The following is a 25,206-nucleotide window of genomic DNA, read 5'->3' on the forward strand; positions in this document are numbered from 1 at the left end:
TCGTCGAGACGCAGTTGCTGGAAAGTGGTCAGCATTCTTTTATGAACCTTTCGAGGACAGGGCCGACGATGGCCAGCGCATGGGGATGGCTCAACTCGAGGTGGCGGGCGTCGACGACGACGTTGTGAATGTCGCCGCTGACATAGGGCCGCCACGTGTGCGCGAGAGAATCGTGGTCCGCGTGGTCTTTTCCGGCGGTGAAGAAGACCAGGTCGCCGTCGAAGACGTTCGGCCGATAACCGGCGGAGATATCGCTTGCGGTTCGGAAGCTCTCCATCACCCGATCCGTCTGTTCGGCGGTGAACAGTCCGGTTGCGATTACCTGGTCCTGGATTACATTCCACATCTGCTCGTTGGTGGTCGCCTGCAGCTCGTCGCCGAGGTCGAACAGCTCCCGCCAGCCGCCGAGCAGATCGGCCATCAGCCGTCCCGGTGCGGGCTGCTCTGCGAGGGATGTGGCCGGTTGCGATGGTGCACCTGCTGCGCTGTCCAGCATGGCCACGATGCCGACTCGATCACCGTCGCGCTGCAGCTGTACCGCGATAGCGTGCGCGATCTGTCCGCCCAACGACCAGCCGAGCAGATGATACGGACCCGTAGGCTGCACTCGGCGAATCTCGACCACATAGCGTGCGGCCAGTTCGTCGACGGACTCCGCACGTCGTTCGCCGGACACGACATGCGGATCCTGCAACCCGTACACCGGCCGATCCGGATGCAGGTGTTCGATGATGCCGCCGTAGAACCACGCCAAACCGCCCGCCGGGTGCACGGCGAAGACCGCTGGCTCGGATCCGCTCGCGCGCAGCGCCAGCAGCACCTTCAGGCCGGAGTCGCCTTCCGAGTCGTCGGTCCTGCGCGCCAACGCCTGTGGAGTCGCATCCTGGAACATCCAGGGCAGTTCGATCGTCACACCACGAGTCCGCAACTCTGTGACCACCATGGTGGCCAGCAGTGAGTTGCCCCCCAGCTCGAAGAACCCGTCGGTCACCCCGACCCGCGGGGTTCCCAAGACCTGCGCGTACACATCGCTGATCTCTTTCTCGGTATGAGTCCGCGGTGCGACGAACCGGTTTGCTGCTCCGTCGAAATCGGGAGCGGGCAATGCTTTTCGATCCAGCTTTCCGTTGATGGTCAACGGCAGATCGGGCAGGACCATGACGACCGAGGGCACCATGTAGCTCGTCAGCACCTCAGCGGCCGCCGCCCGGACCGGGTCCGGATCGATCTGCTGCCCTTCGGTGGCGACAACGTAACCGATCAGCTGATCGACGTCGCGCTCGTGGCGGTGCACCGCCGCGGCGGCCCTCGACACCGACGGATGCCGTAGTAGCGCCGACTCCACTTCGCCCAGCTCGATCCGGTACCCGCGCAACTGAACTTGTGCGTCGCCCCGGCCGGCGTAGGTCAACTCCAGCCCGCTGCTGGTCTTGCGCCAGCGGCCGACATCGCCCGTCCGATACAACCGGCCGCCGTTCGGATCGAACGAGTTCGCCACGAAGCGGCTCGCCGTCAACGCGGGAGCTCGGAGGTAACCGCGCGCGAGTTGCCTTCCTGCGATATAGATCTCGCCGCGGACCCCGATCGGCACCGGTTGTAGCCGATCGTCGAGCACATAGACCCGCAGCCCCGGCAGCGGTGATCCGATCCTGGCTTCGCTCGGGTCATCGACCTTGGCGAATGTCACGTGCACGGTCGTCTCGGTGATCCCGTACATGTTGACCAATTGCGGCGATCCGGGCTCATGCGCCTCGAACCAGCCGGTCAACCGCGCTGCATCCAATGCCTCGCCACCGAAGACGACATACCGGAGCACGAGATCGCCGCAGCCGCAACCGGATCCGCGATACCGGCGCTCCGCATCGACGAATCCATAGAAGGCCGAAGGGGTTTGGTTCAACACCGTGACGCGCTCGCGCGCCAACAGTTCCACCAATGCCTCTGGCGACCGGGAGGTGTCGTAGTCGACGACGACCAGCCTGCCTCCGGTCAGCAGGGCGCCCCACATTTCCCACACCGCGAAATCGAAGGCGTACGAATGGAATATCGTCCACACGTCGTCGGGGTGGAAGTCGAATCGTTCGGCGGTGTGGGTAAACAATGTGACGGCTTCGCGATGGCTGACGGCCACCCCCTTCGGGGTGCCGGTCGACCCGGAGGTGTAGATCACGTAGGCGAGGTTGTCCATTCGCGCGGCCGAGGGCACCGGACAGTCCGGGCCCGCGGACCGGGATTCTTCGATCAGTAGCGTAGGTGCCGCGTATCCCGTTAGGTCCTTCGCCATTTCGACAGAGGTCAACACTGCGGCCGGACGCGCGTCGTCGAGGATGTAGCGCAATCGCTGCGGCGGGTTCGCCATATCGAGCGGCAGATATCCGGCGCCTGCGCGCACGACCGCGAGCAGGCCCACGACCAGGTCGACCGAACGCGACAACGCCACTGCCACCAGGGTTTCCGGCCCCACACCGCGCTCGGTGAGCCGAATAGCGAGCTGGGTGGCGCGCCGATCCAGCTCGGCATAGGTCAGCTGCGACACACCATCGGTCACAGCGACCGCATCCGGCTGCGCCGAGACGCGGGAGGTGAACAGGTCGGCCAGGGTCACATCCGCGACCGCGGCGCCGTCGACTCCGGCAGCGGCCAGCACCTCGCGCCGCTGGTCGGGCTCCACGATGTCGATATCGCCCACGGCGACAGCCGGATTCACGACCCCCTGCTCCAGGATCCCGGTATACGCGTGCGCGAACCGAGTCATCGTCTGCTCGACGAACAGATCGGTGGCGAAGGTCAGACGTCCGACCATGCCATCCGGACGGCCCCCTGCACCGAACCGTTCGACGAGCTTGACATTCAGATCCGCGCGGGCCTGGTCGAAGTCGTTCTCGATCGGTTCGATGGTGAGCCCCGCCAGCTCCAACGCGGCCGCGCTGAGATCCTGGACATCGAGCATTACCTGATAGAGCGGCATGTGCGCGGTCGACCGCTGCGGATTCAGCGCCTCCACGATCTCCTCGAAGGGCACATCGGCATGGGCGAACGCGGCGAGATCCGTCTCGCGGGTGGTAGCGAGCAGGTCGGCGAACGACTGCCGCGACAACACCCGCGACCGCAACACCAGCGTGTTGACGAACATGCCGATCAGATCGTCGATTTCGCGGTCGCCACGGCCGGCCACCGGGGTGCCGATCGCGACATCGTCGACGTCGGCCAGCCTCGACAGCAGCACAGTCAAGGCGGCGTGCAGGACCATGAACACGGTCGCGTTCGCCTCGCGGGCGAGGGCAACGATGCGGGCGTGCAACTCGGCGGAAAGCTCGAAATCGACCGCGCGGCCGCGCATGGACGGCACCGGCGGCCGGGGCAGGTCGGTCGGCAGCTCGAGCAGTTCGGGCAGCCCGGTGAGGCTGTCGGTCCAGAATCGCAGCTGCCGGGAGACGAGCGAGTCCGGATCGTTTTCGTCGCCGAGCACCTCGCGCTGCCACAGCGCGTAGTCGGCGTACTGGAGCGGAAGGGGCGACCAGTTCGGTTGTTTCCCTCGCCTGCTCGCCTCGTAGGCCACCGCTACGTCCCGCGCGAGAGGAATCATCGACTGTCCGTCGGCGCAGATGTGATGCACGCAGATCGCCAGCACGTGATCGCGGTCGCCGACGGCGAACAATTCGGCTCGCACCGGAGGTGCTTGGGTCACATCGAAGCCCGCGGAAACCACCGCCGCCGCCTGTTCCCGCACATGCTGTTCGTCGACTCGGATCGGCGCCAGAGCCGGTGCGACCTCGTCGACGCCGACCATGACCTGACAGGGCGTTCCGTTGATCATCGGGAACTTGGTTCGCAGCGACTCGTGCCGGTCGATGACCAGCTCGCACGCGTGCCGCAGTGCATCGATATCGAGGTCGCCCCGCAGCCGGATCACCAGCGGGACGTTGTACGCGCCGACCGAGGTGTCGAATTGATTGAGGAACCACATCCGCTGCTGTGCTGGGGACAGCGGCACCAGAGCTGGGCGGGTGCGCGGCGTCGGCGGCACCGCAACCTTCCGGTCGGCGGTAGCCAGATGCGCGGCCAGTCCGGCGACTGTCGGTGCGTCGAACAAGTCCCGAATATCGACGCTCACGCCGAGTGCCGTGCACAATCGCGCGACAACGCGCGTCGCCGACAGCGAATTGCCGCCGAGCTCGAAGAAGCTGTCCGCCGCGCCCACTTCGCTGGAACCCAAGACGTCGCCGAAAACGTCCGCGATGGTCTGTTCGGTGTCGGTACTCGGGGCGACCCATTCCCGCTCCGGGAATTCCGGCGTGGGTAGTGCCGCCCGATCCAGCTTGCCGGTCGCGGTCAGCGGGAGCTCGGCGAGCGGCATCAGCACGTCGGGCACCATGTGCGCGGGCAGATGACGTCGGGCAGCAGCCTTGACCTCGCTCGGATCGATGTGTTCGTCGCCGACCAGATAGCCGACGAGCTGGTCGGTGCCGTGCTCGTCTGTGCGCAACACGACCACCGCGTGGTCGATCCCGGGATGCTCGGACAGCACGGCCTCGATCTCGCCGAGTTCGATGCGTTGACCGCGGATCTTGACCTGGAAATCGCGGCGGCCGAGGTACTCCACGGCGTGGTCCGCGGTCCAGCGGGCCAGATCACCGGTGCGGTACATACGCGACCCCGCCGCGCCGAAGGGATTCGCCACGAAGACACCCGCGGTGGCTGCGGGCCGGTTCACATACTCACGCGCCAGCTGGACGCCCGCGAGGTACAACTCCCCCACCACTCCGACCGGCACCGGCCGCAACCACGGATCGAGCACGACGGCCTCGACGCCCCGGATCGGTCCGCCGATCGTCACCACATGGCCCGGGTGCAACGAACCGCTGATCCCGGCCAGAATCGTGGCTTCGGTCGGGCCGTATCCGTTCAGCAACCGCCTGCCCGGCGACCACACCGAGACCAGCTCTGGTGTCACCGCCTCGCCGCCGGCGACCAGCACTCGCAACGAATCCATACCGGCCGGTGACATGGTGGCCAGCACGCTCGGGGTGAGGAACGCATGCGATACCCGTTGCGCCCGAATCAATTCCGCCAGCTCGTCGCCGGCGAACGCGTCCGGTGCCGCCACCACCAGCAACGCGCCGTTCGTATGGGCCAGCAATACTTCGAGAAACATCACATCGAAACCGGTACCGGCCGCCTGCAGCACGCGCGAACCGGTGTCCACGCCGAAGCGGTCACGCACTACCGCGGAGAAATTCGCCAGCCCCTCGTGAGTGACCACGACGCCCTTCGGGATTCCGGTCGATCCCGAGGTGTAGATCACGTACGCCGCATCCCGGATCTGTGGCGTCCGCACGCGATCGGCGTCTGTGACGGCGGCCGCGGACTTCGCCACGATCGCGGTCTCGGTGCCCGGATCGTCGAGGACCAGCGTGCGCACCGCGTCGGGAAGTAGATTCCGCGATGCCTCGACGGTGAGCGCGACCCGCACGCCGGAGTCCGCGAGCATATATGCCACGCGCTCGGCCGGGTTGCGTGGATCGATCGGCACGAACGCCGCACCTGTCTTGGCTGTCGCCCACAGGCCGAGCACGAACTCCGCCGAGCGCGCCATCGCCAGCGCGACGTGATCGCCGGGGCCGGCACCGCACTCGATCAACTGCCGAGCCAGCTGGTTCGACCGCGCATCCAACTCGGCGTAGGACATCGTGCGCTGCCCCGAAAGCAGCGCTGCTGCAACGGGATTCACGTCCACACCGGCAGCCAGCAACTCCGCCGACAGCTGTGGCGACACGGCACTGCCACCCGTGGCGGGCACCAGTTCACGCCGATCGGCCGTGGACAGCAGATCGACCAAATCGAGCCGAGCGTGCGGATCAGTCGTGATCGCGCGCAGCACGATGTCGAGCCGGGCGGCGAGACCGGACGCCGTCTCGTCGTCTATGCGGTCCTGCTGGTAGCGCAGGCGTACGTGCAGTTTGTCGGTGTGGTGCGCCTGCACGGTGATCGGGTAATGCGCGGCGTCGCGACCTTCCGCCGAGACCACCCGCATGCCCTCGATGTCGGCGTCGCCCAATCCGCTGCTGTCGACCGGGTAAGACTCGAACACGACCAGCGTGTCGAACAGGGACACAGCGTCCACGGCCCCCAAGATCTGCGGTAGTTCGAGGTAGTGGTGGTCGAGAAGACGGGTGTTGTCGGCCTGCAATCGAGTCAGTGCGTCCTCGATGGTCCGGTCCCGGTGCACCTCGACGACGACCGGAATCGTATTGATGAACAGACCGATCATCGACTCGACCCCGGGCACGTCGGCGGGACGGCCGGACACCGTGCTGCCGAACACTACGCGGTCGGCGCCGAGGAGGTTGCTCAACACCACCGCCCAGGCGAACTGGACGATCGTGGCCATTGTCACCGCGTGTGTCCGTGCGAATTCCACCAACTCGGCCGTCGCGTCGGGATCGAGAACGACCGGGAGATCGATCGGGATGGTCGCGGCCGTATCGGTGTGCCGATCGGCGACCAGCGTGGGCTCGGCGACACCGCGCAGCGCGTCCCGCCACACCTCGACGCTTCCGATACGGTCGCGCCGAGCCAGCCATTCCAGATAATCGCGGTAGGACACCGCATCGGGCAACAGCTGCGGCTGTGTGTCCACTGCGTACAAGCCGATCAGTTCACGCCACAGCAGCGGCAGCGACCAGCCGTCGAGCAGAAGGTGGTGGGCGGTCAATATCAGCCGGAAGTCTCGCGGTCCCACCATAACGAGCACGAACCGCAGCAGCGGCGGATCAGCCGGATCGAACCCGGCCGCCCGCTCGGCATCGGTTATTTCGTCCAGGTCCAGTGTGTGCTCGGACAGCGTGATGCTGCGCCACGGGATTGCGGTATCGACCGGAATCACTTGTACCGGAACACCTTCGGCGGTTCGGGTGAAGGCGGCCCGCAGGTTGGGATAGCGGGCGAGCAGGGCCCGCGCGGCGCGCTCCAGCCGGTGCCCGTCGATTGTGCCCGACAGCGTGAGGACCGATTGCGCGATGTAGACGTCGAGGTGGCCCGCGGCAACCTCGGCGTGGAACAGCAGCCCCGCCTGCAGCGGCGCCAACGGCCACACGTCGCTCAATCGTCCGTACCGGTCGGCGAACTCGTCCAAATCGCGCTGGGTGACGTCGGCGAGCGGAACGTCGGCCCGACTCAGTCCCCAGTCCTGGTTCGCGACGGCCGCGATGGCGGACAGGGCATCGACCCATTCTTCGACGAGTTCGGCCACGTCGTCGCGGTCGAGCAACCGCGAGGCGTAGCCGACGTATGCCGACAGCCGAGGTCCGGCCGCCGCGTCGACAATGTTCACGTCGATCGTGAGGACCGCCGCCGCCGGCATATCCGGATCGAATGCGGCCCGTCGGTCGAAAGGTTCGTCGGTCGGAACCCACGGCAGATCCGGCAATGCCGTGAGATCGACGCCGATTCGCCCGAGATTGTTGACACTGATCTGCGGCTCCGGCAGTACCGCGAGTCGCTCGGCCGTCTCAGTATTCAGATAGCGCAGCAGGCCGTAACCGATTCCCTTGTCCGGGATGCCGCGTAGCTGGTCTTTGACGGATTTCACCGCCGCGCGCACATCAGTGGGATCTACATCACTCAGGTCGAGCGCCGCCGGATAGCGAGTGGTGAACCAGCCAACGGTTCGGGAGACGTCGGCGCCCTCCGCGATCTGCTCCTCGCGACCGTGCCCCTCCAACAGGACATTCATGCCCGCGTACGCAATGCCGCGACGCCGCCGCCAGCGAGTCAGGGCCACGGTGAGAGCGGACAGCAGTGCATCGTCGACACTGCCGCGCACAGCTTCGGGCACCTCGTCGAGCAGCGCCGAGGTCACTTCGGCCGAAAGCGACACGGTCAGCTGACGCACGGTCGACTGGGTGTCCAGCGCGGGATCCAAATCCGCACGCCCGAGCAACGGATCGGGTGCCGAACAGATCCGATGCCACAGCTCGAATTCGCCGGTGCGCGCTGCCGCGGCGGCGATCGACGCATCCGACCACCGACGCATAGAGGTGCCAGGCGCGGCCAACTCGACCGGCCGCCCCTCGGCGATCTGCTGCCACGCAGTCACGAAGTCGGGCAGCAGAATCCGCCACGACACCGCATCGACGGCCAGGTGATGGATCACGATGAGAGCACGAGCCTCGGCGTCGACGCCCGTTGCGGGCAGCAGACACACGATGTGCATCATCCTGCCCACCGCCGGGTCGAGCCGGTCGAAGGCGGTGGAGGACGCCGCCTCCACCACGGCGGTGAAATCGGTGCTTCCCGGAGCCTCGGCGGCACCGAAGGTCCGGACGGAGACCGAACCGGCGGTATCGGCAGCGCTCGGTGGCAGCACCTCCCAGCGTTGGGCATCGAGCCGCGAACGCAACACATCGTGGTGTTCGACGATCGCCCGCACGGTTGAGAGCACATCGTCGACCCGTGCGTCACGCGGCAAGCGCACCAGCATCGACTGCGCGAACCGAGCCGGTGCCCCGAGTCGCTCGACGAACCAGGACACAATCGGCGTGAACGGAATCTCGCCCACACCGCCGCCGGGCAGCTCGTCGAGCGACGTCCGCTCGGCGGCCTGCGCCACCTGTGCCAGTCCGCGAACTGTCTTGCGCTCGAAGATGTCTCGAGCCGTCACACCGATGCCCGCGGACTTCAGTCGCGAGGCCAACTGGATCGACATGATGGAATCACCGCCGAGCGCGAAGAAGGAGGTCGTCGCGCCCACCGTAGCGACGGCCAGGACATCCGCGAAGGCGGCGGCGATGGCGCGTTCCAGTTCGGTCGATGCCGCGGCGGCACCGTCCTCGGTGGTCTCGAAGCCGGGCTCCGGCAACGCTTCTCGATCTACCTTGCCCGTCGAAGTGAGCGGCAAGTGGTCGAGCACCGTGATCGTCGCCGGCACCATGTGGGCGGGCAAGGCGGCCGCCACGTGATCGAGTACCGCGCTCGGATCGGCGCCCGCTGCGGGTTCGGTCGTGATGTACCCGGCGAGCACAGGTTGCCCGCCGGGCCCCGTACGACTCACGGTGACCGCGGTGGCGACCGCCGGATGCGTGAGCAGCGCGGCATCGATCTCGCCCAACTCGACACGCTGGCCCCGAATCTTGATCTGGAAATCGAGGCGGCCGATGTATTGCAGCGTGCCCTGCGTCGTCCAGCGGACGATATCGCCCGTGCGATACATCCGTGCACCCGGCGCACCGTAGGGGTTCGCCACGAACGATCCCGCCGTTGTCGCCGGGCGATTCAGGTAACCGCGCGCCAGCGCGGCCCCCGAGAAGTACAGCTCCCCCGCTACTCCGATCGGCACCGGCCGCAACCGGGCGTCCAGCACCACCGCCTCAGCACCCCGGATCGGTCCGCCGATGGTGAGCACCTCGCTCGGGTGCACCGGGTCGCTGATCGTGATCACAATCGTCGTCTCGGTCGGACCGTAGATGTGGTGCAATCGCCGCCCGGCCGCCCAGGCGGCAATCAGATCCTCCGCCGCCTTTTCGCCGCCGACCGCCAGCATCTGAATCGAATCCACTGCGGCAGGGGACATCGTCGACAGCACACTCGGTGTCAGAAACGCATGCGTCACCTGATGTGTTCGGATCAGCGCGACCAGGTCTGCGCCGCCGAGCACTTCCGGCGGCGACACCACCAGCGCCGCGCCTGCGGCGTGCGCCATCAACGCTTCGAGCAGGACCGCGTCGAAGGCGGGTGCCGCAGCTTGCAGCACGCGCGACGTGTCGTCCACCCGATAGCGCTCGCGCTGCTCGGCCGCGAAGGCCGCCAGCCCCTCGTGGGTAACCACCACGCCCTTCGGCGTCCCGGTCGAACCCGACGTGTAGATCACATATGCCGCATCCTGAATCCGCAGTGCGCGTGGACGATTCGCGTCCGAGATGGCATGGCCGGGACGTGCGGCGATGTCGGCGGCCGTGCCCGGGTCGTCGAGCACCAGCCAGCGGACGCCGTCCGGCAGAGACGTGCGCGCGGCCGCGACCGTGATCCCGACTTCGGCACCGGAGTCATGCAGCAGGTAGGCGATCCGCTCCGGCGGATAGCGGAGGTCCACCGGTACGAAGGTGGCGCCGGTCTTCGTGATCGCCCACATGGCGACGTGATAGTCCGCCGATCGTGGCACGGCCAGCGCCGCGCACATTCCCGGCCCCGCACCCCAGGAAAGCAACTGTGCCGCAAGCTGATTCGCGCGGTGATCGAGTTCGATAAAGGTGAGGGCCCGGGTGCCGTCGATCAGGGCGATCGCCGAGGGGGTGGTTGCCACGGCCGAGGCCAGCAGATCGGGAAGCAGACGCGGCGCGGAGGCGGCGCTGCCGCGCGCCGGGACCAGCCGTTCGGCCTCTTCGGTGCCGATCAGCGGGATGTCGCCCACCGGCCGCGTCGGATCGCAGACCACTGCATCGAGGACGCGGATGAACCGCTCGGCCAGCGATTCCGCAGTCGATTCGACGAAAACATCCGTGGCATAGATGATTTCGCCCTCGATCCCGGCAGGTCGACCACCGCCGAAGCGTTCGGTCAGCAATACCGTGAGGTCGGTCTTGGCCTGGGCGATACCGGGATCGAGCAGTTCGACATCGACGTTCGGCAGCTGCAACCGGGCCGCCGGGGTGTTCTGCAACCCGAACAGCACCTGATAAAGCGGCGTATACGCCGTCGACCGGGGCCGGTCGAGCAGATCGACCAGTCGCTCATAGGGCAGATCCGCGTGCGCGAGCGCCTCGAGGTCGACACCGCGCACCTCCGCGACAAGGTGCCGGAACGACCTGTCGTCGCGGACCGGCGTGCGCAGCACCACGGTGTTGACAAACATGCCGACGAGATCGTCCAGCGCCGGGATGCCGCGACCTGCTACGGGTGTGCCGACCGACACATCGTCGGTGTGCGCGGTGCGCGCCAAGACGATTGCCAGCGCGGAATGCAGCACGACGAATACGGTCACGCCCTCTCGGCGGGCCAGCCGCACGACCTCGTCGTGTAGCCGCTGCGGGATGCCGAAGCGGACACTGCCACCGACCATCGACATGGTCGCAGGCCGTGGTCGATCGGTCGGCAGGTCGAGCAACTCTGGGGCCTCAGCGAGAACCTCGGTCCAGTAGGCGATCTGCCGCGCGATCACCGACGACGGATCGTCCTCGGCGCCGAGCATCTCCCGCCGCCACAGCGCATAGTCGGCGTACTGGACTTGCAATGGTTTCCATTGCGGCGCTTGGTCTTTCACCTGCGCGCAGTAGGCGGCGAATATGTCGCGGGCCAGTGGCGCCATCGATGAGCCGTCGGCGGCGATGTGATGGACGACCAGCACCAGAATGTGCTCGTCAGGGCCGGTGCGATACAGTCGCGCCCGCAGTGGCACTGCTGCCGAGACGTCGAAGCCCGTCTCGACGGTCCGCCGGATCCGCTCGCCCAGGGTCCCGTCGGCGACCGGTTCCGCATCCAATGCCAGGCCATCGACTACTGTCGCCACATCCCGCACGACCTGACACGGTTCGCCGCCGACCGTGGGATACACCGTCCGCAGTGGCTCGTGCCGGGCCACCACGTCCCCGAACGACGCACGCAACGCGTCGACGTCCAGCGCGCCGGTCAACCGTGCCGCGAAAGCGATGTTGTAGGCGGCTGAGGCGGTATCGAACTGGTTGATGAACCACAACCGTCGTTGCGCCGCCGCCAGCGGGATCGTCGCCGGGCGCGGCCGCGGCGCGAGCGGCAACAGCGACGACCGCGGGCGCTGCTCCAGGCGTGCTGCCAATCTGGCGATCGTCGGCTCCTCGAAGATATCGCGGATACCGACTCGGACACCGAGCGCCGCCTCGGCGCGGGCGGCGATCCGGGCAGCCGAGAGCGAGTCGACACCGATCTCGAACAGGTTCGCCCGCACGCTTACCCGGCCGCGGCCCGTGAGCGTGGCGACGATGTCGGCCAGTGCCGCTTCGCGTTCGGTGCGCGCCGGCTCGAATTCCTCCCCGACATCGAACATCGGCTGCGGCAATGCGGCTCGGTCGAGCTTGCCGTTCGCGGTGAGCGGCATCTCGTCGAGCACCTCGACGCCGGCCGGAACCAGATACGACGGCAGCGTGCGAGCGAGTTGGTCGCGAAGCGCGCGACCATCGGTCACCGCTCCTGGCGCGAGCGTCACGTAGGCGACGATTCGCTCCGAGGTCGCGACAGCAACAGCACGAGCAACCTCCGGTATCGCGCACGCCGCCGCTTCGATGTCCCCCGGCTCCACCCGCTGACCGCGGACCTTGACCTGGAAATCGCTGCGGCCCAGAAAATCCAGTTCTCCAGTTCTCGTCCACCGCACCAGGTCACCGGTGCGATACAGCCGCTCCCCCGGCGCGCCGAACGGATGCGCGACGAAGGCTGTGCACGTCAGGTCGGCGCGGCCGTAATAACCGCGTGCCAACTGCACACCCGAGACATACAGATCGCCGACAACACCGACCGGCCCCGGTCGCAGTCGCTTGTCGAGCACGTAGACCCGCATGCCGGATACAGGCGCGCCGATCGGGACCGTCGCGGGCGTCGTCGCACCGGGCAGGCAGCGCACGGCGGTGACCACCTCCGCCTCGGCCGGGCCGTACCAGTTCACCACCTCCGCCGCGGTGAACACGCGCGCCGCGGCGTCGACGGTGTGCTGCGCCAGCGCCTCACCAGCGACGAATATTCGCCGGATCGAGGGCAATTCGGTATCACCGACGGCTTCGAGGAGAACATCGAGCATCGACGGAACGAAGTGCACAGTGCTGACATTTCGGCTCGCGATGACGTCCGCGAGGTAGGCCGGGTCGCGGTGCCCGTCGGGTTCGGCCACCACGATGTGCGCGCCGATCTGCAACGGCCAGAACAACTCCCACACGGCGATATCGAAGGTGATCGGAGTCTTGTACAGCACCTGGTCGGCCGCGGTGTGCGGCCACTGCTGCTGCGCCCACGCCAGCTGACTCATGGTCGCGGCATGGGTCAGGGCAACCCCCTTGGGAACGCCGGTGGAGCCGGACGTGAACAGGACGTAGGCCACGTTGTCCGGCCGCAGCGGCGCACACCGTTCCATGTCCGTGATCGGGGCACCGGACAGCCGGGCCAGATCCAGCTGATCGAGGCGAACGGAGGTGAATCCCTCAGGCAGTCCGTCGCCGTCCGCTGATGTCGTGAGCACCATCAGCGGTCGTGCCGCACCCAGTACACCGGCGATTCGCTCGCTCGGTTGATCCGGGTCGATCGGCAGGAATGCGGCACCCGCCTCGAGCACCGCATACAGCGCCGCCACGAGGTCGATCGAGCGTCGAATAGCCACGGCCACCACGGTTTCCGGCCTTGCATCACGCGATATGAGCCACCTGGCCAGCCGATTGACGCGGGCGGCGAAATCCCGGTAGCCCAGCACATCGCCATCCGGAAGCCGAATCGCCGGAGCATCAGGGCTGCGTTCCACCTGTTCATCGAAGGCGTCCACCAGGGTTCGGCCCACTGATACGGGGCCGCCGGTGTCGTTCCAACGCTCGAGCACCACCTGGCGCTCGGCGGCATCGAGCAGATCGAGCTCACCGATCGGCCCTTCGGCATCGGTCGCGACGCAGTCGAGCAGACGAACGAACCGGTCAGCGATATGCTGTGCGGAGTCCGCGTCGAGCAGGTCGGTGGCATAGGTCAGGCGCAGCGTCATGCCGGTCGGCTCGTTGTCCGGCCCGTGGTCCTCCGTCATCATGAGCAGCAGGTCGTAGATCGCGGCACTGTCGCCCGGGTCGATGGCCTCGATGGTGAGACCAGGAAGTTCCACGCGCGCCCGCACCATATTCTGGTAGGCGAGCATGACTTGGAACAACGGCGTCTGCGCTGTCGACCGTGCCGGATTCAGCGTTTCCACCAGCTGCTCGAACGGCACGGTGGCGTGGTCGAAGGCCTCGATGTCGCTGTGCCGCACCGCATCCAGCAAGCTGGTGAATGTCTGATCGAGCGTGACGCGGGTGCGCAGGACCAAGGTGTTGACGAACATCCCGACGAGGTGGTCGAGCGCCCGGTGGCCGCGACCCGCATGTGGCACGCCGATAGTGATGTCGTCACTGCCGGACAGCCGTGACAGCAGCACCGCGAGTGCGGTGTGCACCACCATGAACGTCGTCGCCTGGGCACGCCGGGCCAGGGACTCCACTCGGCTCTGCAGGTCCGCCGGAATCTCGACGTGTATCACCGCGCCACGGTGGGTCTGCTCCACCGGGCGCGGTCGATCGGTCGGCAGCTCGAGCAGTTCGGGTATGCCCGCGAGTCGGGTTCGCCAGTAGGCGATATCGCGGGACACGGGCGAATCCGGGTCGTCCGGCGAGCCGAGCACCTCGCGCTGCCACAGAGCGTAATCGGCGAATTGGACGGGGAGTGGCAGCCAGTCCGGCAGCTTTCCGCCGGCCCGCGCCCGATAGGCCGTCACGATATCGGCGGCCAGCGGCGTCACCGAATAACCGTCGCAACTGATGTGGTGCACGGCCACCGCGACCACCCAGGCCGTGTCCGACAGCTGGTACAGCGTGACCCGCACCGGCACGCCCTTCGACACATCGAATCCGGTGGTCGAGAACGTGGCCAGCCGACGTGCCAGCTCGGGCTCCTCGATCCGCTGCGGGCTGAGGTCCCAGCCCGCGACGACATCGGCCGCGTCCAGCACCACCTGCGTGGGCGTGCCGTCGACCGCCGGGTACACGGTGCGCAAGCTCTCGTGCCGCTCGACGACATCCTCGACGGCCGCCATGAGCGCATCGACATCGAGCACTCCATCGAGACGCAACGCAAGCGGCACAATGTATCCCGGCGCAGCCGGATCGAACTGGTTGAGGAACCACATGCGGGCCTGCGCCGTCGACAACGGCAGACGTTCCGGTCTCGATTTCGGCGTCGGGGCGGGCAGACCGGGCACCCCCCGCAGCTGTGCGATGCGCTCGGCCAACTCGGCGACGGTGGGCGCCTCGAACATCATTCGCACTGGCACGGTCGTGTCGACCATGGCGCCGATCCGGCTCAACGCTCGGGTGGCGACGAGCGAATTCCCACCCAGGTCGAAGAAGTCGTCGTCCGCACCGACCGTCGGCAGGCCGAGCAGTTCGGCGAAGACCTCGGCGACGGCTTGCTCCACCAGCCCTCGCGGCGCTCGGTATTCCGTGTGGTCGCTCGGATCCGGAACAGGTAATGCCCGGTAATCGACCTTGCCGTTCGCCGTGAGCGGGATGGCGTCGATCCGGACGATCGCGGACGGCACCATATAGGCCGGCAGGCGCTCCCCCAGGAGGCGTCGAATCTGCTTGGTGTCCAATGTCTCTGGGGCCACCACGTAGCCGACCAAGCGTTGCTCGTCACGGCCGGGATGCACCCGCGCAACGGCCACGGTCACTTGTTCGTGCGCGAGCAGGGCTGCCTCGATGTCGCCCAATTCGATCCGCATCCCGCGAATCTTCACCTGATCGTCGGCGCGGCCGACATAGCGCAGAGCGCCGCCCTTGTCCCAGCGAACAAGGTCGCCGGTGCGGTACAGGCGAGACCCGTGCGCGCCGTCGAGCGGGTCGGCGACGAACGTCGCCGCCGTCAGATCACGACGTTGGTGGTAGCCGCGGGCCAGCTGGATGCCGCCCAGATACAACTCACCGGTCACACCCACCGGAACGGGGTGCAGTCGCGAATCCAGTACATGCGCTATGACATTCGGCTCGGGAACCCCGATCGGCACCGCGGAGCCGTCGATGCCGTCGATGCGATACGCGGTGACGCTGACTGCGGCCTCCGTCGGCCCGTACAGGTTGTCGATGCGCGCGTCGCTGAGATCCCGGAAACGGCGCACGGTTTCGGTCGACAGTACTTCGCCGATGCACAGCACGCGCCGCAGGTCCGGGAACTGGCGTCCGGCGGCCGTCTCGTGGAACACCGAGAGCAACGATGGCACGAAATCCGCTGTCGTCACGTGATGTTCGGCTATCAACCGGGCCATAGCATCCGGGTCGCCGCTCCCGTTGGCGCCCGCGACAACCAACTTCGCACCACATATCAAGGGGCAGAACAACTCCCAGACGGACAGGTCGAAGGTGACCGGAGTCCGCAAGAGCATGACGTCGTCGCCGAGTCGGTAGTGCTCGCGCATCCAGCTCAGTTGATTGACCACCGCGGCATGCGGTACCGCCACACCCTTCGGTACTCCGGTCGAGCCCGAGGTATAGATGACATACGCCAGGTTCTGGGGATGCAGCGGCTCGAGCCGATCGGCGTCCGTCACCGGCGACCCATCCCGGTACTCGGCATCGAGTTCCGCGAATGCCCATACCGGGACGTCGTCGGGTAGATTTGCTTCGTCGAACGGACGGGTGAGCACCGCCCGCGGCCGCGCGGCGGCGAGCACGGTGCGCACGCGATCGAGCGGGTGGTCCGGATCCAGGGGCAGGTACGCCCCGCCGGCCGCGTGGATCGCATACAGCGTGGTCAGCAGGTCGATGGAGCGGCGCATCGCCACGGCCACAACGGTTTCGGGGCCAACTCCGCGTCCGATCAACGAACGCGCAAGCGAATTCACCCGCGCCGCGAACTCTCGGTAGCTGAGTCGCACGCCGTCTTCGGAGTCGAGCACGGCCGCGCTGTCCGGCGTCGTCGCGGCCTGGGCGGCGAACAGGTCCGCGATCGTCGCAGACGACGGCGGCGTCGTCCCCCCGGTTTCGCGCACGGCCAGCTCGTGTGCCTCATGCGCGGTCAGCAGCTCTATGTCGCCGACCACGCGGGCGGGATCGGCGACTATCGCACGCAGCAGCAGCACGAATCGGTCGACCATCGAAATGATCGTTGCCTCGTCGAAAAGATCTGTGGCGTAACTGAATTCGACTGCCATCTCACCCGGTTCACCGTCACGCTCCGCGGCGTCGACGAGATTCAGATGCAAATCGTATTTGGCCACACCTGGATCGGCGATCCGGGCCGACACCGTCAGTCCCTCGAACTGCACCGTGGGAATCTCGATGTTGTGGAACGAGAAACCCACCTGCGTCAACGGCGCGTGTGCGGCCGTGCGTGGTGGATTCAGCACTTCGACCAGGCGCTCGAACGGGATGTCGGCGTGGTCGAAGGCGGCTAGATCGGTAGCCCGGATCTGTTCCAGGATGTCAAGGAAGGCCGCGCCGACTTCGATGCGCGTCCGCAGCACCAGGGTGTTGACGAACATTCCGACCAGGCGCTCGAGTCCCGGTTCGCCGCGACCGGCGAGGGGCGTGCCGACAGCGATGTCACCGGTTCCCGAAAGCCGGGCCAGTAGTGCGGCATACGCCGCGTGCAGCACCATGAAGACCGTCACGTCGCGGTGGCGGGCCAGGGAGACCAGGTCACGACCGAGGTCGGCGGGCAGTGTCGCCGATACGGTCGCACCGCGGAACGTTTGCCGCGCCGGGCGCGGACGATCGGTGGGTAGGTCGAGTACTTCGGGCAGATCGGCCAGAGCGGCCCGCCAATACTCGATCTGGGTCGCCGCCGGGCAGTTCGGGTCGTCCTCGGTGCCGAGCCATTTCCGTTGCCACAGAGCGTAATCCGCGTACCGCACCGGCAATGGCGACCACTGCGGCGCCTCGTGCCGCAGGCGAGCGTCGTAGGCGGTCATCAGGTCCGCGGCCAGCGGAGCGAGCGAGGATCCGTCGAAGCTGATGTGATGAACGATGAAAACCAGGGTGTGTTGATCGGATGCACTGCGCAGCAACATGCTTCGGAACGGAACCTCGCGGGTGACATCGAATCCGGCCGCGGCCGCCGCGGCGATGTGCGCCTCGACGTCTGCCGCCACCACCTCGACCGGCTCCAGCGGGGGTAGTGCCGCCTGCACCGACACGATCAACTGGTGCGGTCCGCTGTCGCTGTCCGGGTAAACGGTCCGCAGAGCTTCGTGCCGGTCGAGCACATCGGCGATCGTCGCGTGCATGGCGGCCACGTCGAGGGGTCCCGACATGTCCACGACGAGGGCAATGTTGTACAGCGCCGAGCCCGTGTCGAACTGATTGAGAAACCACATGCGGGCCTGGGCGGGCGACAGCGGGATCCGCGCCGGGCGTTCCTGCGGAATCAGCGGTTCCCGCCCGGGGGCGTCGATGGCCCGCAGATCCTCCGCGAATGCCGCGATGGTCGGCGCGTTGAACACGGTGTGCAGGGGAATTTCGACACCGAACACAGCGCTCAGCCCCGCAGCTACCCGCGTCGCCGACAGCGAGTTGCCGCCGAGATCGAAGAAGTTGTCGAGGACGCCGACGCGATCGATGCCCAGAACAGCGCCGCACATATCGGCGACGATCTGCTCGGCCGCGTCGCGGGGCGCGACGAACTCGGTGGTCGCGGCGGCGAACACCGGTGCAGGCAACGCGGCACGGTCGACCTTGCCCACCGATGTCAGCGGCAGCGCGTCGAGCACCGTCACCGCGTCCGGAACCATGTGCAACGGCAAGCGTTGCGCGGCATAGGCCATCAGCTCCGTGGCGTCGACGGCATCCATTGTCGGCGTCACATAGGCGGCAAGCCGCGGTCCGCTTTCCGTCGCAACGCTGACCGTCAGCGCGACCGCCACCGCTGGGTGCCCGGCGAGGACGGCTTCGATTTCGCCGAGTTCGATGCGCTGGCCGCGGATCTTCACCTGGAAGTCGGTGCGCCCGACGTATTCGAGGGTGCGCTCGGGTGTCCAGCGGGCCAGGTCGCCGGTGCGGTACATACGTGCCCCCACCACACCGAACGGATCGGCTACGAATGCCGACGCGGTGTCCGCGGGTCGGTCGAGGTATCCGCGGGCGAGATGGATACCGGAGATGTACAGCTGTCCCGTCACCCCGACCGGTACCGGCCGCAGATTCGCGTCCAATACCAAGGCCTCGACACCGCGGATCGGGCCGCCTATTGTGACGCGGCCACCGGAGCACAGGGGATCACTGATCGCGACCATTATCGTGGTCTCGGTCGGCCCGTACCCGTTGAACAACCGACGGCCGGGACTCCACACCGCGACCGTTTCCGCCGATACTGCCTCACCACCGGCGACCAACACCTGTAATGAATCCACATCGGTAGGCGACATCGTCGCCAGCACGCTCGGCGTAATGAATGCATGCGAAACCCGTTGCTTGCGAATCAATTCCGTCAAGCGATCGCCAGCGAAAACATCCGGCGGCGACACCACCAAGGCCGCTCCGTTCGGGTGCGCCATCAACAACTCCAGAACCACCGCGTCAAAGCCTGGAGCTGCCACCTGCAACACCCGCGCGGAACTGTCGATCCGATAGCGTTCACGTTGTTCGGCGGCGAAATTCGCCAAGCCCTCGTGCGTCACAGTGACGCCCTTCGGCTCGCCCGTCGACCCCGAGGTGTACAGCACGTACGCCGTGTTCGAGGCACGGCAGGCGCGGATCCGATCCGCTTCCGTCACGGCGGCCGGGGATCGCGCCGCGATGCAGATCTCGGTGCCCGGATCGTCGAGAATCAACCGCTCGACCGAGGACGGGAGCAGGCCCTGGGTCGCTTCCACCGTCAATGCCACCCGAACATCGGCGACCATGAGTGCGACTCGCTCGGCCGGATGCCGCGGATCCACCGGGACGAATGCCGCACCCACCTTCGCCACCGCCCACATCCCCACCACGAGTTCCACCGACCGCGCCATCACCAGCGCGACCTGATCATCCGGACCCGTCTCCCACTCGATCAGCAACTGAGCGAGCTGATTCGACCGAGCATCCAACTCCCCGTACGACACCGTGCGTTCTCCCGACACGATTGCCACGGCATCCGGCTCCTGGACCGTCAGCAACTCCGCCAGCACCCGTGGTGCCTCGGCACGGCCGCCCGACGCGGGGACCAACGCGGCTCGCTCGGTCGTCGACAGCACATCGACGCTGCCCACTCGCTGCTGCGGATTCGACACGACCGACTCGAGGATCCGATTCAATCGCGCGGCGAATTCCTCGATCGTTCCCCGATCGAACAGTTCGGTCGCGTAGTTGACCCGTAGCGCGAGATCGCCTGTTGCCCTGGCATTCTCGGCGACGGTGATGATGATGTCGACCTTCGCCGGTTGCGGTCCCGGATCCATGATCTCGACGGTGAGCTCGGACAGCTCCAGTTTCGGGCGGTCCATATTGTCGAAGGCGAGGTACACCCGACACAGCGGTTCATGCGCCGCCGACGGCATCGGATCGACCGCTTCGACGACGCGTTCGTACGGCAGGTCGCTGTGGGCGAAAGCTTCGATATCGATGTCTTTGACTCGCGTCAGAAACTCTGTGAACGATTCGTCGCCGCGCACCTGGGTGCACAGTGGCACCGTGTTGACGAACATGCCGACGAGCGGTTCCAGCGCGCGCTCGCCGCGACCCGCGACCGGCGTCCCGATGGTGATGTCCGCCGAATCCGACAGCCGGGCGAGCAGAACGGCCAATGCGGCATGAACGACCATGAAGGTCGTGACGTTCGCCATGCGCGCAACACGTTCGATCCCGGCGCAGGTTTCGGCGGGGAGCACAGTGTCGACGACGTCAGCGAGCATGGACCGGCGAGCCGGCAGCCGGCGGTCGGCGGGAAGTTCCAGCGGACGCGCACTCCCCACTAATTGCGCTGTCCAGTAACGCAATTGCCGTGCCGCGAGCGAGTCCGGATCGTTTTCGTCGCCGAGCACACTGCGATGCCAGATGCTGTAGTCGGCGTACTGCACGGCCAGTGGTGGCCAATCCGGGGCGTGTCCCTGCGACCTCGCTCGGTAGGCCGCCGCGAAATCGGCCGCGAGCGGTGCCAGCGACGATCCGTCGCAGCAGATGTGGTGCAGGACGACGACCAAGACGTGTCTGCGCTGGTCGGTGGATGCGAGCAGTGCCACCCGGATCGGCGGACGTCGGCGGACGTCGGTCCCGGTCGCAGCCAGCTCGCGGATCCGGTTGTCGAAATCGTCGGGACTGGTGAGCCGCGGGGTCGAATCGAGATCGGCGGCGACTTGCTCGGCCGACAGGATCACCTGCGTCCCTTGACCGTTTACGGCGGGATAGACGGTTCGCAGGGATTCGTGCCGTTCGATCACGTCGGTCAGCGCCGAGCGCAGTGCCGACGTGTCGAGGTGTCCGGTCAGCTGCAGGACCAGCGGAATGTTGTACGCCGCCGACTCCGGGTCGACCTGATTGATCAGCCAGATCCGGTTCTGTGCGGGCGCCAGCGGAATCGGCTCGACGCGTGACTGCGCCCGCAGGGCGGGGCGGCTGGAGTGCCGACCGGCTTCGATATGGGCGGCGAGTTCGGCAGCGGTCGGCTTGCCGAACACGTCGCGCACCGATACCTCGCACCGGGTCAGCTCGGCGATCCGCACGGAAGCGCTGGTGGCGGTGAGCGAATTGCCGCCCAGGTCGAAGAAGCTCTCCAGCACACCGACCCGCGGAGTGCCCAGGACCTCGGCGAAGACGTCGGCGATGGTCTCCTCGACGACGGTGCTCGGCGCTACGTACGCGGCCGAACCGACGGCCGGCTCGGGCAGCGCCCGATAGTCGACTTTGCCGTTGACGGTCAGTGGCAACGCAGGCAATACGACGATGTGGGCCGGGACCATGTATTCCGGCAGCATCGACCCGACGTGCACGCGCAGCACCTCGGGCTCGCAGACCGCGTCGGCGGCGGGCACGACATAGGCGATCAGCCGGGCCGCTTCCGTGCCCGGCAGGTGCACGATGACGACCGCCGTCGAGACCGCGCTGTGACTCAGCAGCGCACTGCGGATCTCGTCCAGCTCGATCCGGTACCCGCGCAGCTGCACCTGCTGGTCTGCACGTCCGCGATATTCCAACTCGCCCTTACTATTTCGGCGCGCGACGTCGCCGCTGCGATAGAGGCGCTCGCCCGGCTCGCCGAACGGGTCGGCAACGAAGCGGCCCGCGGTCAACCCGGGGCGGCCGAGGTAGCCGCGGGCGAGTTGCGTTCCCGCGACATAGATCTGGCCCCAGGCTCCCAGCGGCGCCGGGTGCAATCGCTCGTCCAGGATGTACACGCGCAAGCCCGGCAGCGGTGGGCCGATCGTGCTCGGTGCGCCCGGCACGGCGACCTCGGGTGTCAACCGGAGATAGGTGACGAAGACGGTGGTTTCGGTGATGCCGTAGCTGTTGGCCAGCACGGGCAGGTTCGGATTGTGTTCGTACCAGTCCGACAAACCCGCCGGATCGAGCGCTTCGCCCGAGAGAACGCCAAGTCGCAGGGAAACCTCTCCGTCGGGCTCCCCGGCCTCCGCATATCGCTGTCGCGCCGTCGCGAATTGATGGAATGCCGAGGGTGTTTGGCTGAGGACGCTCACCTTCTCGCGCGCCACCAGGCGCACGACCTCGTCCGGCGAACGCGTGACAGGGCCGTCGACCACAACTACCCGGCCGCCGGTAACCAGCGCACCGAAGATCTCCCACACCGAATAGTCGAACGCGAACGAATGGAATAACGTCCACACGTCGCCGGTGCGCACTCCGATTTCGGTACACGCGTTCGTCAGGTAGGAGGCGACCGCGCGATGGGTGATCGGCACGCCTTTCGGCCGACCCGTCGATCCGGAGGTATAGATGACGTAGGCGACATTGTCGAGGCGCAGCGGGCGAATGCGATCCGCATCGGTGATCGGACGAGCGGTTTCCACACCCGAGTCGTCGTCGAACAGCACCACGGGGCACGCATCGCCGGGCACCTGATCGCGCATGCTCCGGTTCGTCACCACAGCGATCGGATCGGCGTCGTTCAGCACGTAGTCGAGTCGATCGAGCGGGTGTGCGAGGTCCAGCGGCAGATACCCGGCGCCCGACTTCAGCACCGCGAGAGCAACGATGATCAGATCGGCATCGCGTGGCATCGCGATGGCCACCAGCGATTCCGGCCCCGCACCGAGGGCGATGAGCTTGCGGGCGAACCGGTTCGAGCGCTCGTCGAGCTCACGGTAGGTGAGCGCGGTCGTACCCGACGTGACGGCGACCGCGGACGGGGTGGCCGCGGCCTGTCGCGACAGCAGATCGACGAGTGTCGCAGCGGTCACCGCGCCGTCGCGGCCGGCGAGTTCGCCGAGCATGCTCCGCTCCTCGGCGGGATCGACGAGCGGGATGTCGGCCAGGCGGGTGTCGCCGGGCGAGTCCATCATGCGATGTAGGAAGTCGATGAATCGACCAGTGTGCACGTCGAGTTCGTCCTGGCTGTACAGGTTGGCGTTGCCGTGCAATTCGATGAGCAGCGGCGCGTCGGCCCCGGAGCGGTACATATTGAGCTGTAGGTCGTCCAGTGCCCCGGACGTCAGTGCGCGGTAGTGGCCGATCGCCGAGCCGAGCCGGATCTCGGAATCGAAGAACAAGATATTGAGGATCGGACCGAACGAGGCCGCGGCCGCGTCCAACGCGTTGGAATCGCGGCGCAGATCCTCGAACCGATAGAGCTGGTGCCGCATCGCCAGGACGAGCTCGGACACCGACGCGCGAATCAGCCCTTCCACGGTGGTCGTCGCGTCCACGGCGAATCGGATCGGCACCATGTTCGCCAACATCGCTGCGGCGTTCCGCAAGCGCATCGTCGTCCGTCCGGTCACCGGCAGCGACAAGACGACATCGTCGGTGTCCGTCATGCGGGCGAGAAATGCGGCGAACGCGGCCACCACCACCTGCGCGGGCGACGCATGCAGGTCGCCGGCGAGACGGTCGAGCATGGCGGTCAACTGCGACGGCAGCGGCCGACCGGCGAAGCGGTCGTCTTCACCCCATTTGGCGGTGCGACCGGACAGACTCGTCGTCGGCGGCAGATCGGCGACCTTGTCGAGCCAGTACGCTTTGTCGGTGTCGAACCGGCGGCTCATGCGATATTCGCGCTCCGCCGCGATGATGTCCGTCAGCCGGGCCGCCACCAGCCGGGCCGGCGGCCTGCCCTCGAGCAGCGCGTTGTAGTGCTCGGCTACTCGATTCAGGACGTTGAACGCGCCATAGCCATCGATCACCAGATGGTGGGCGCGCGCGTACCACAGATACCGGTCTTCGCCGAGCCGGATGAGCCGTGTCGCGGCGAGTCGGTCCCGGGCCAGATCGATGGCCTTGGTGTTGTAGTCACGGCGCATCCATTCCATCGCCGCCGCGTACGGATCGTCTGCGGCGCTGAGATCCAGCAACGGTTCGTCGTAAACGATGCTGCGATCGACGAATTGATACGGGTGACCGCCGGATTCGACCACCCGGACAACCAGAGACTCGGTCTCATGACCGGCGTCGTTCACCGCCTTGGTGAACGCGTCGTAGTCTATAGGCCCCTCGATCTCGACGTAGTGTGCGATATTGACGTTCTGGCCGCCGGGCAGGTTGTTCGCGAGCCACATTCCGTATTGCGCCCTCGAAAGCGGAATCAGATCCGGGTCTCGGTCGGCATGCGCGGCTGAATTCGGACTCATCGTCTAATCTCTCCTCGAATTCCGAGACACAGGGGCAGCGCGCAGCAAAGACCCCGTCCACGCCCAGGAATTTCCCGTAGTGCATTCTTACTTACAGATGCAATTGCATATGCGCTTCACCGGAGCGGCCATCCCCACTGCGGCCATGCGCCGGTCGAAGCGAATGACTTCACTAATGGCAACTCGAAGTCGTAGCCGCTCCCCGGTGAAAGCGATATTCAGACGTCGCCGCCTGCAATAGGTACACCAACCACCAACCCCCTGTCCCGATCTTCCCGAGCAACTGTGCAACAAGTTCGTCGTAACGGAGTTACGACGATGTGCCGCCCCAAGTGTGTAGACGTCCGGAAACCCCTGCTCCCGCGAGGTCTATGGCGACCTCGCCGGACCTGTCACGCTATGTACGATATGTCCGTATCAAAAGGATATTTGCTTTGTCGAAGTGGCTGATTCCCTCACCCACCTCGGTGCGGGATCGCACTCAAAAGTTGAGCCAGGCCCGGGGGTAGCCACGTCGAACATTATCCTGCCACTTCAAAATACAAGAAGCTCACACGTCCACGCGCTGAAACTGCGCGCAGGGACCTTCTGCACCAGCGATATATGGAAACCCGTTGCGCCGCACCCATCTAATGCTACTGAACACCGGCTTTGATGTCTCGCACTCGACGTGAATCGATGAGTTCCGCGGCCGGAAATTGTGATTTGATCGGTCGCGACGCCGAACACCGCCGCACCCGCCGCCCCAAAAG

Annotated in this window: 1 protein-coding gene; it reads right to left on the reverse strand. The window is 66.6% G+C overall.

Annotated elements, in window-relative coordinates; all coding sequences use genetic code 11:
- Positions 1–28: 28 nt before the first annotated feature.
- A complete protein-coding gene (locus tag OIE68_RS12790; protein WP_327099597.1) occupies positions 29–24,454 on the reverse strand; it encodes a non-ribosomal peptide synthase/polyketide synthase in 24,426 nt (8,141 codons plus the stop codon).
- Positions 24,455–25,206: the final 752 nt, after the last annotated feature.

This window comes from Nocardia vinacea (genome assembly GCF_035920345.1).
Taxonomy (GTDB): Bacteria; Actinomycetota; Actinomycetes; order Mycobacteriales; family Mycobacteriaceae; genus Nocardia; species Nocardia vinacea_A.

Excerpts from the sequence above, each read along its gene's own strand:
- OIE68_RS12790 (WP_327099597.1), bottom strand. The coding sequence starts at position 24,454 with ATGAGTCCGAATTCAGCCGCGCATGCCGACCGAGACCCGGATCTGATT.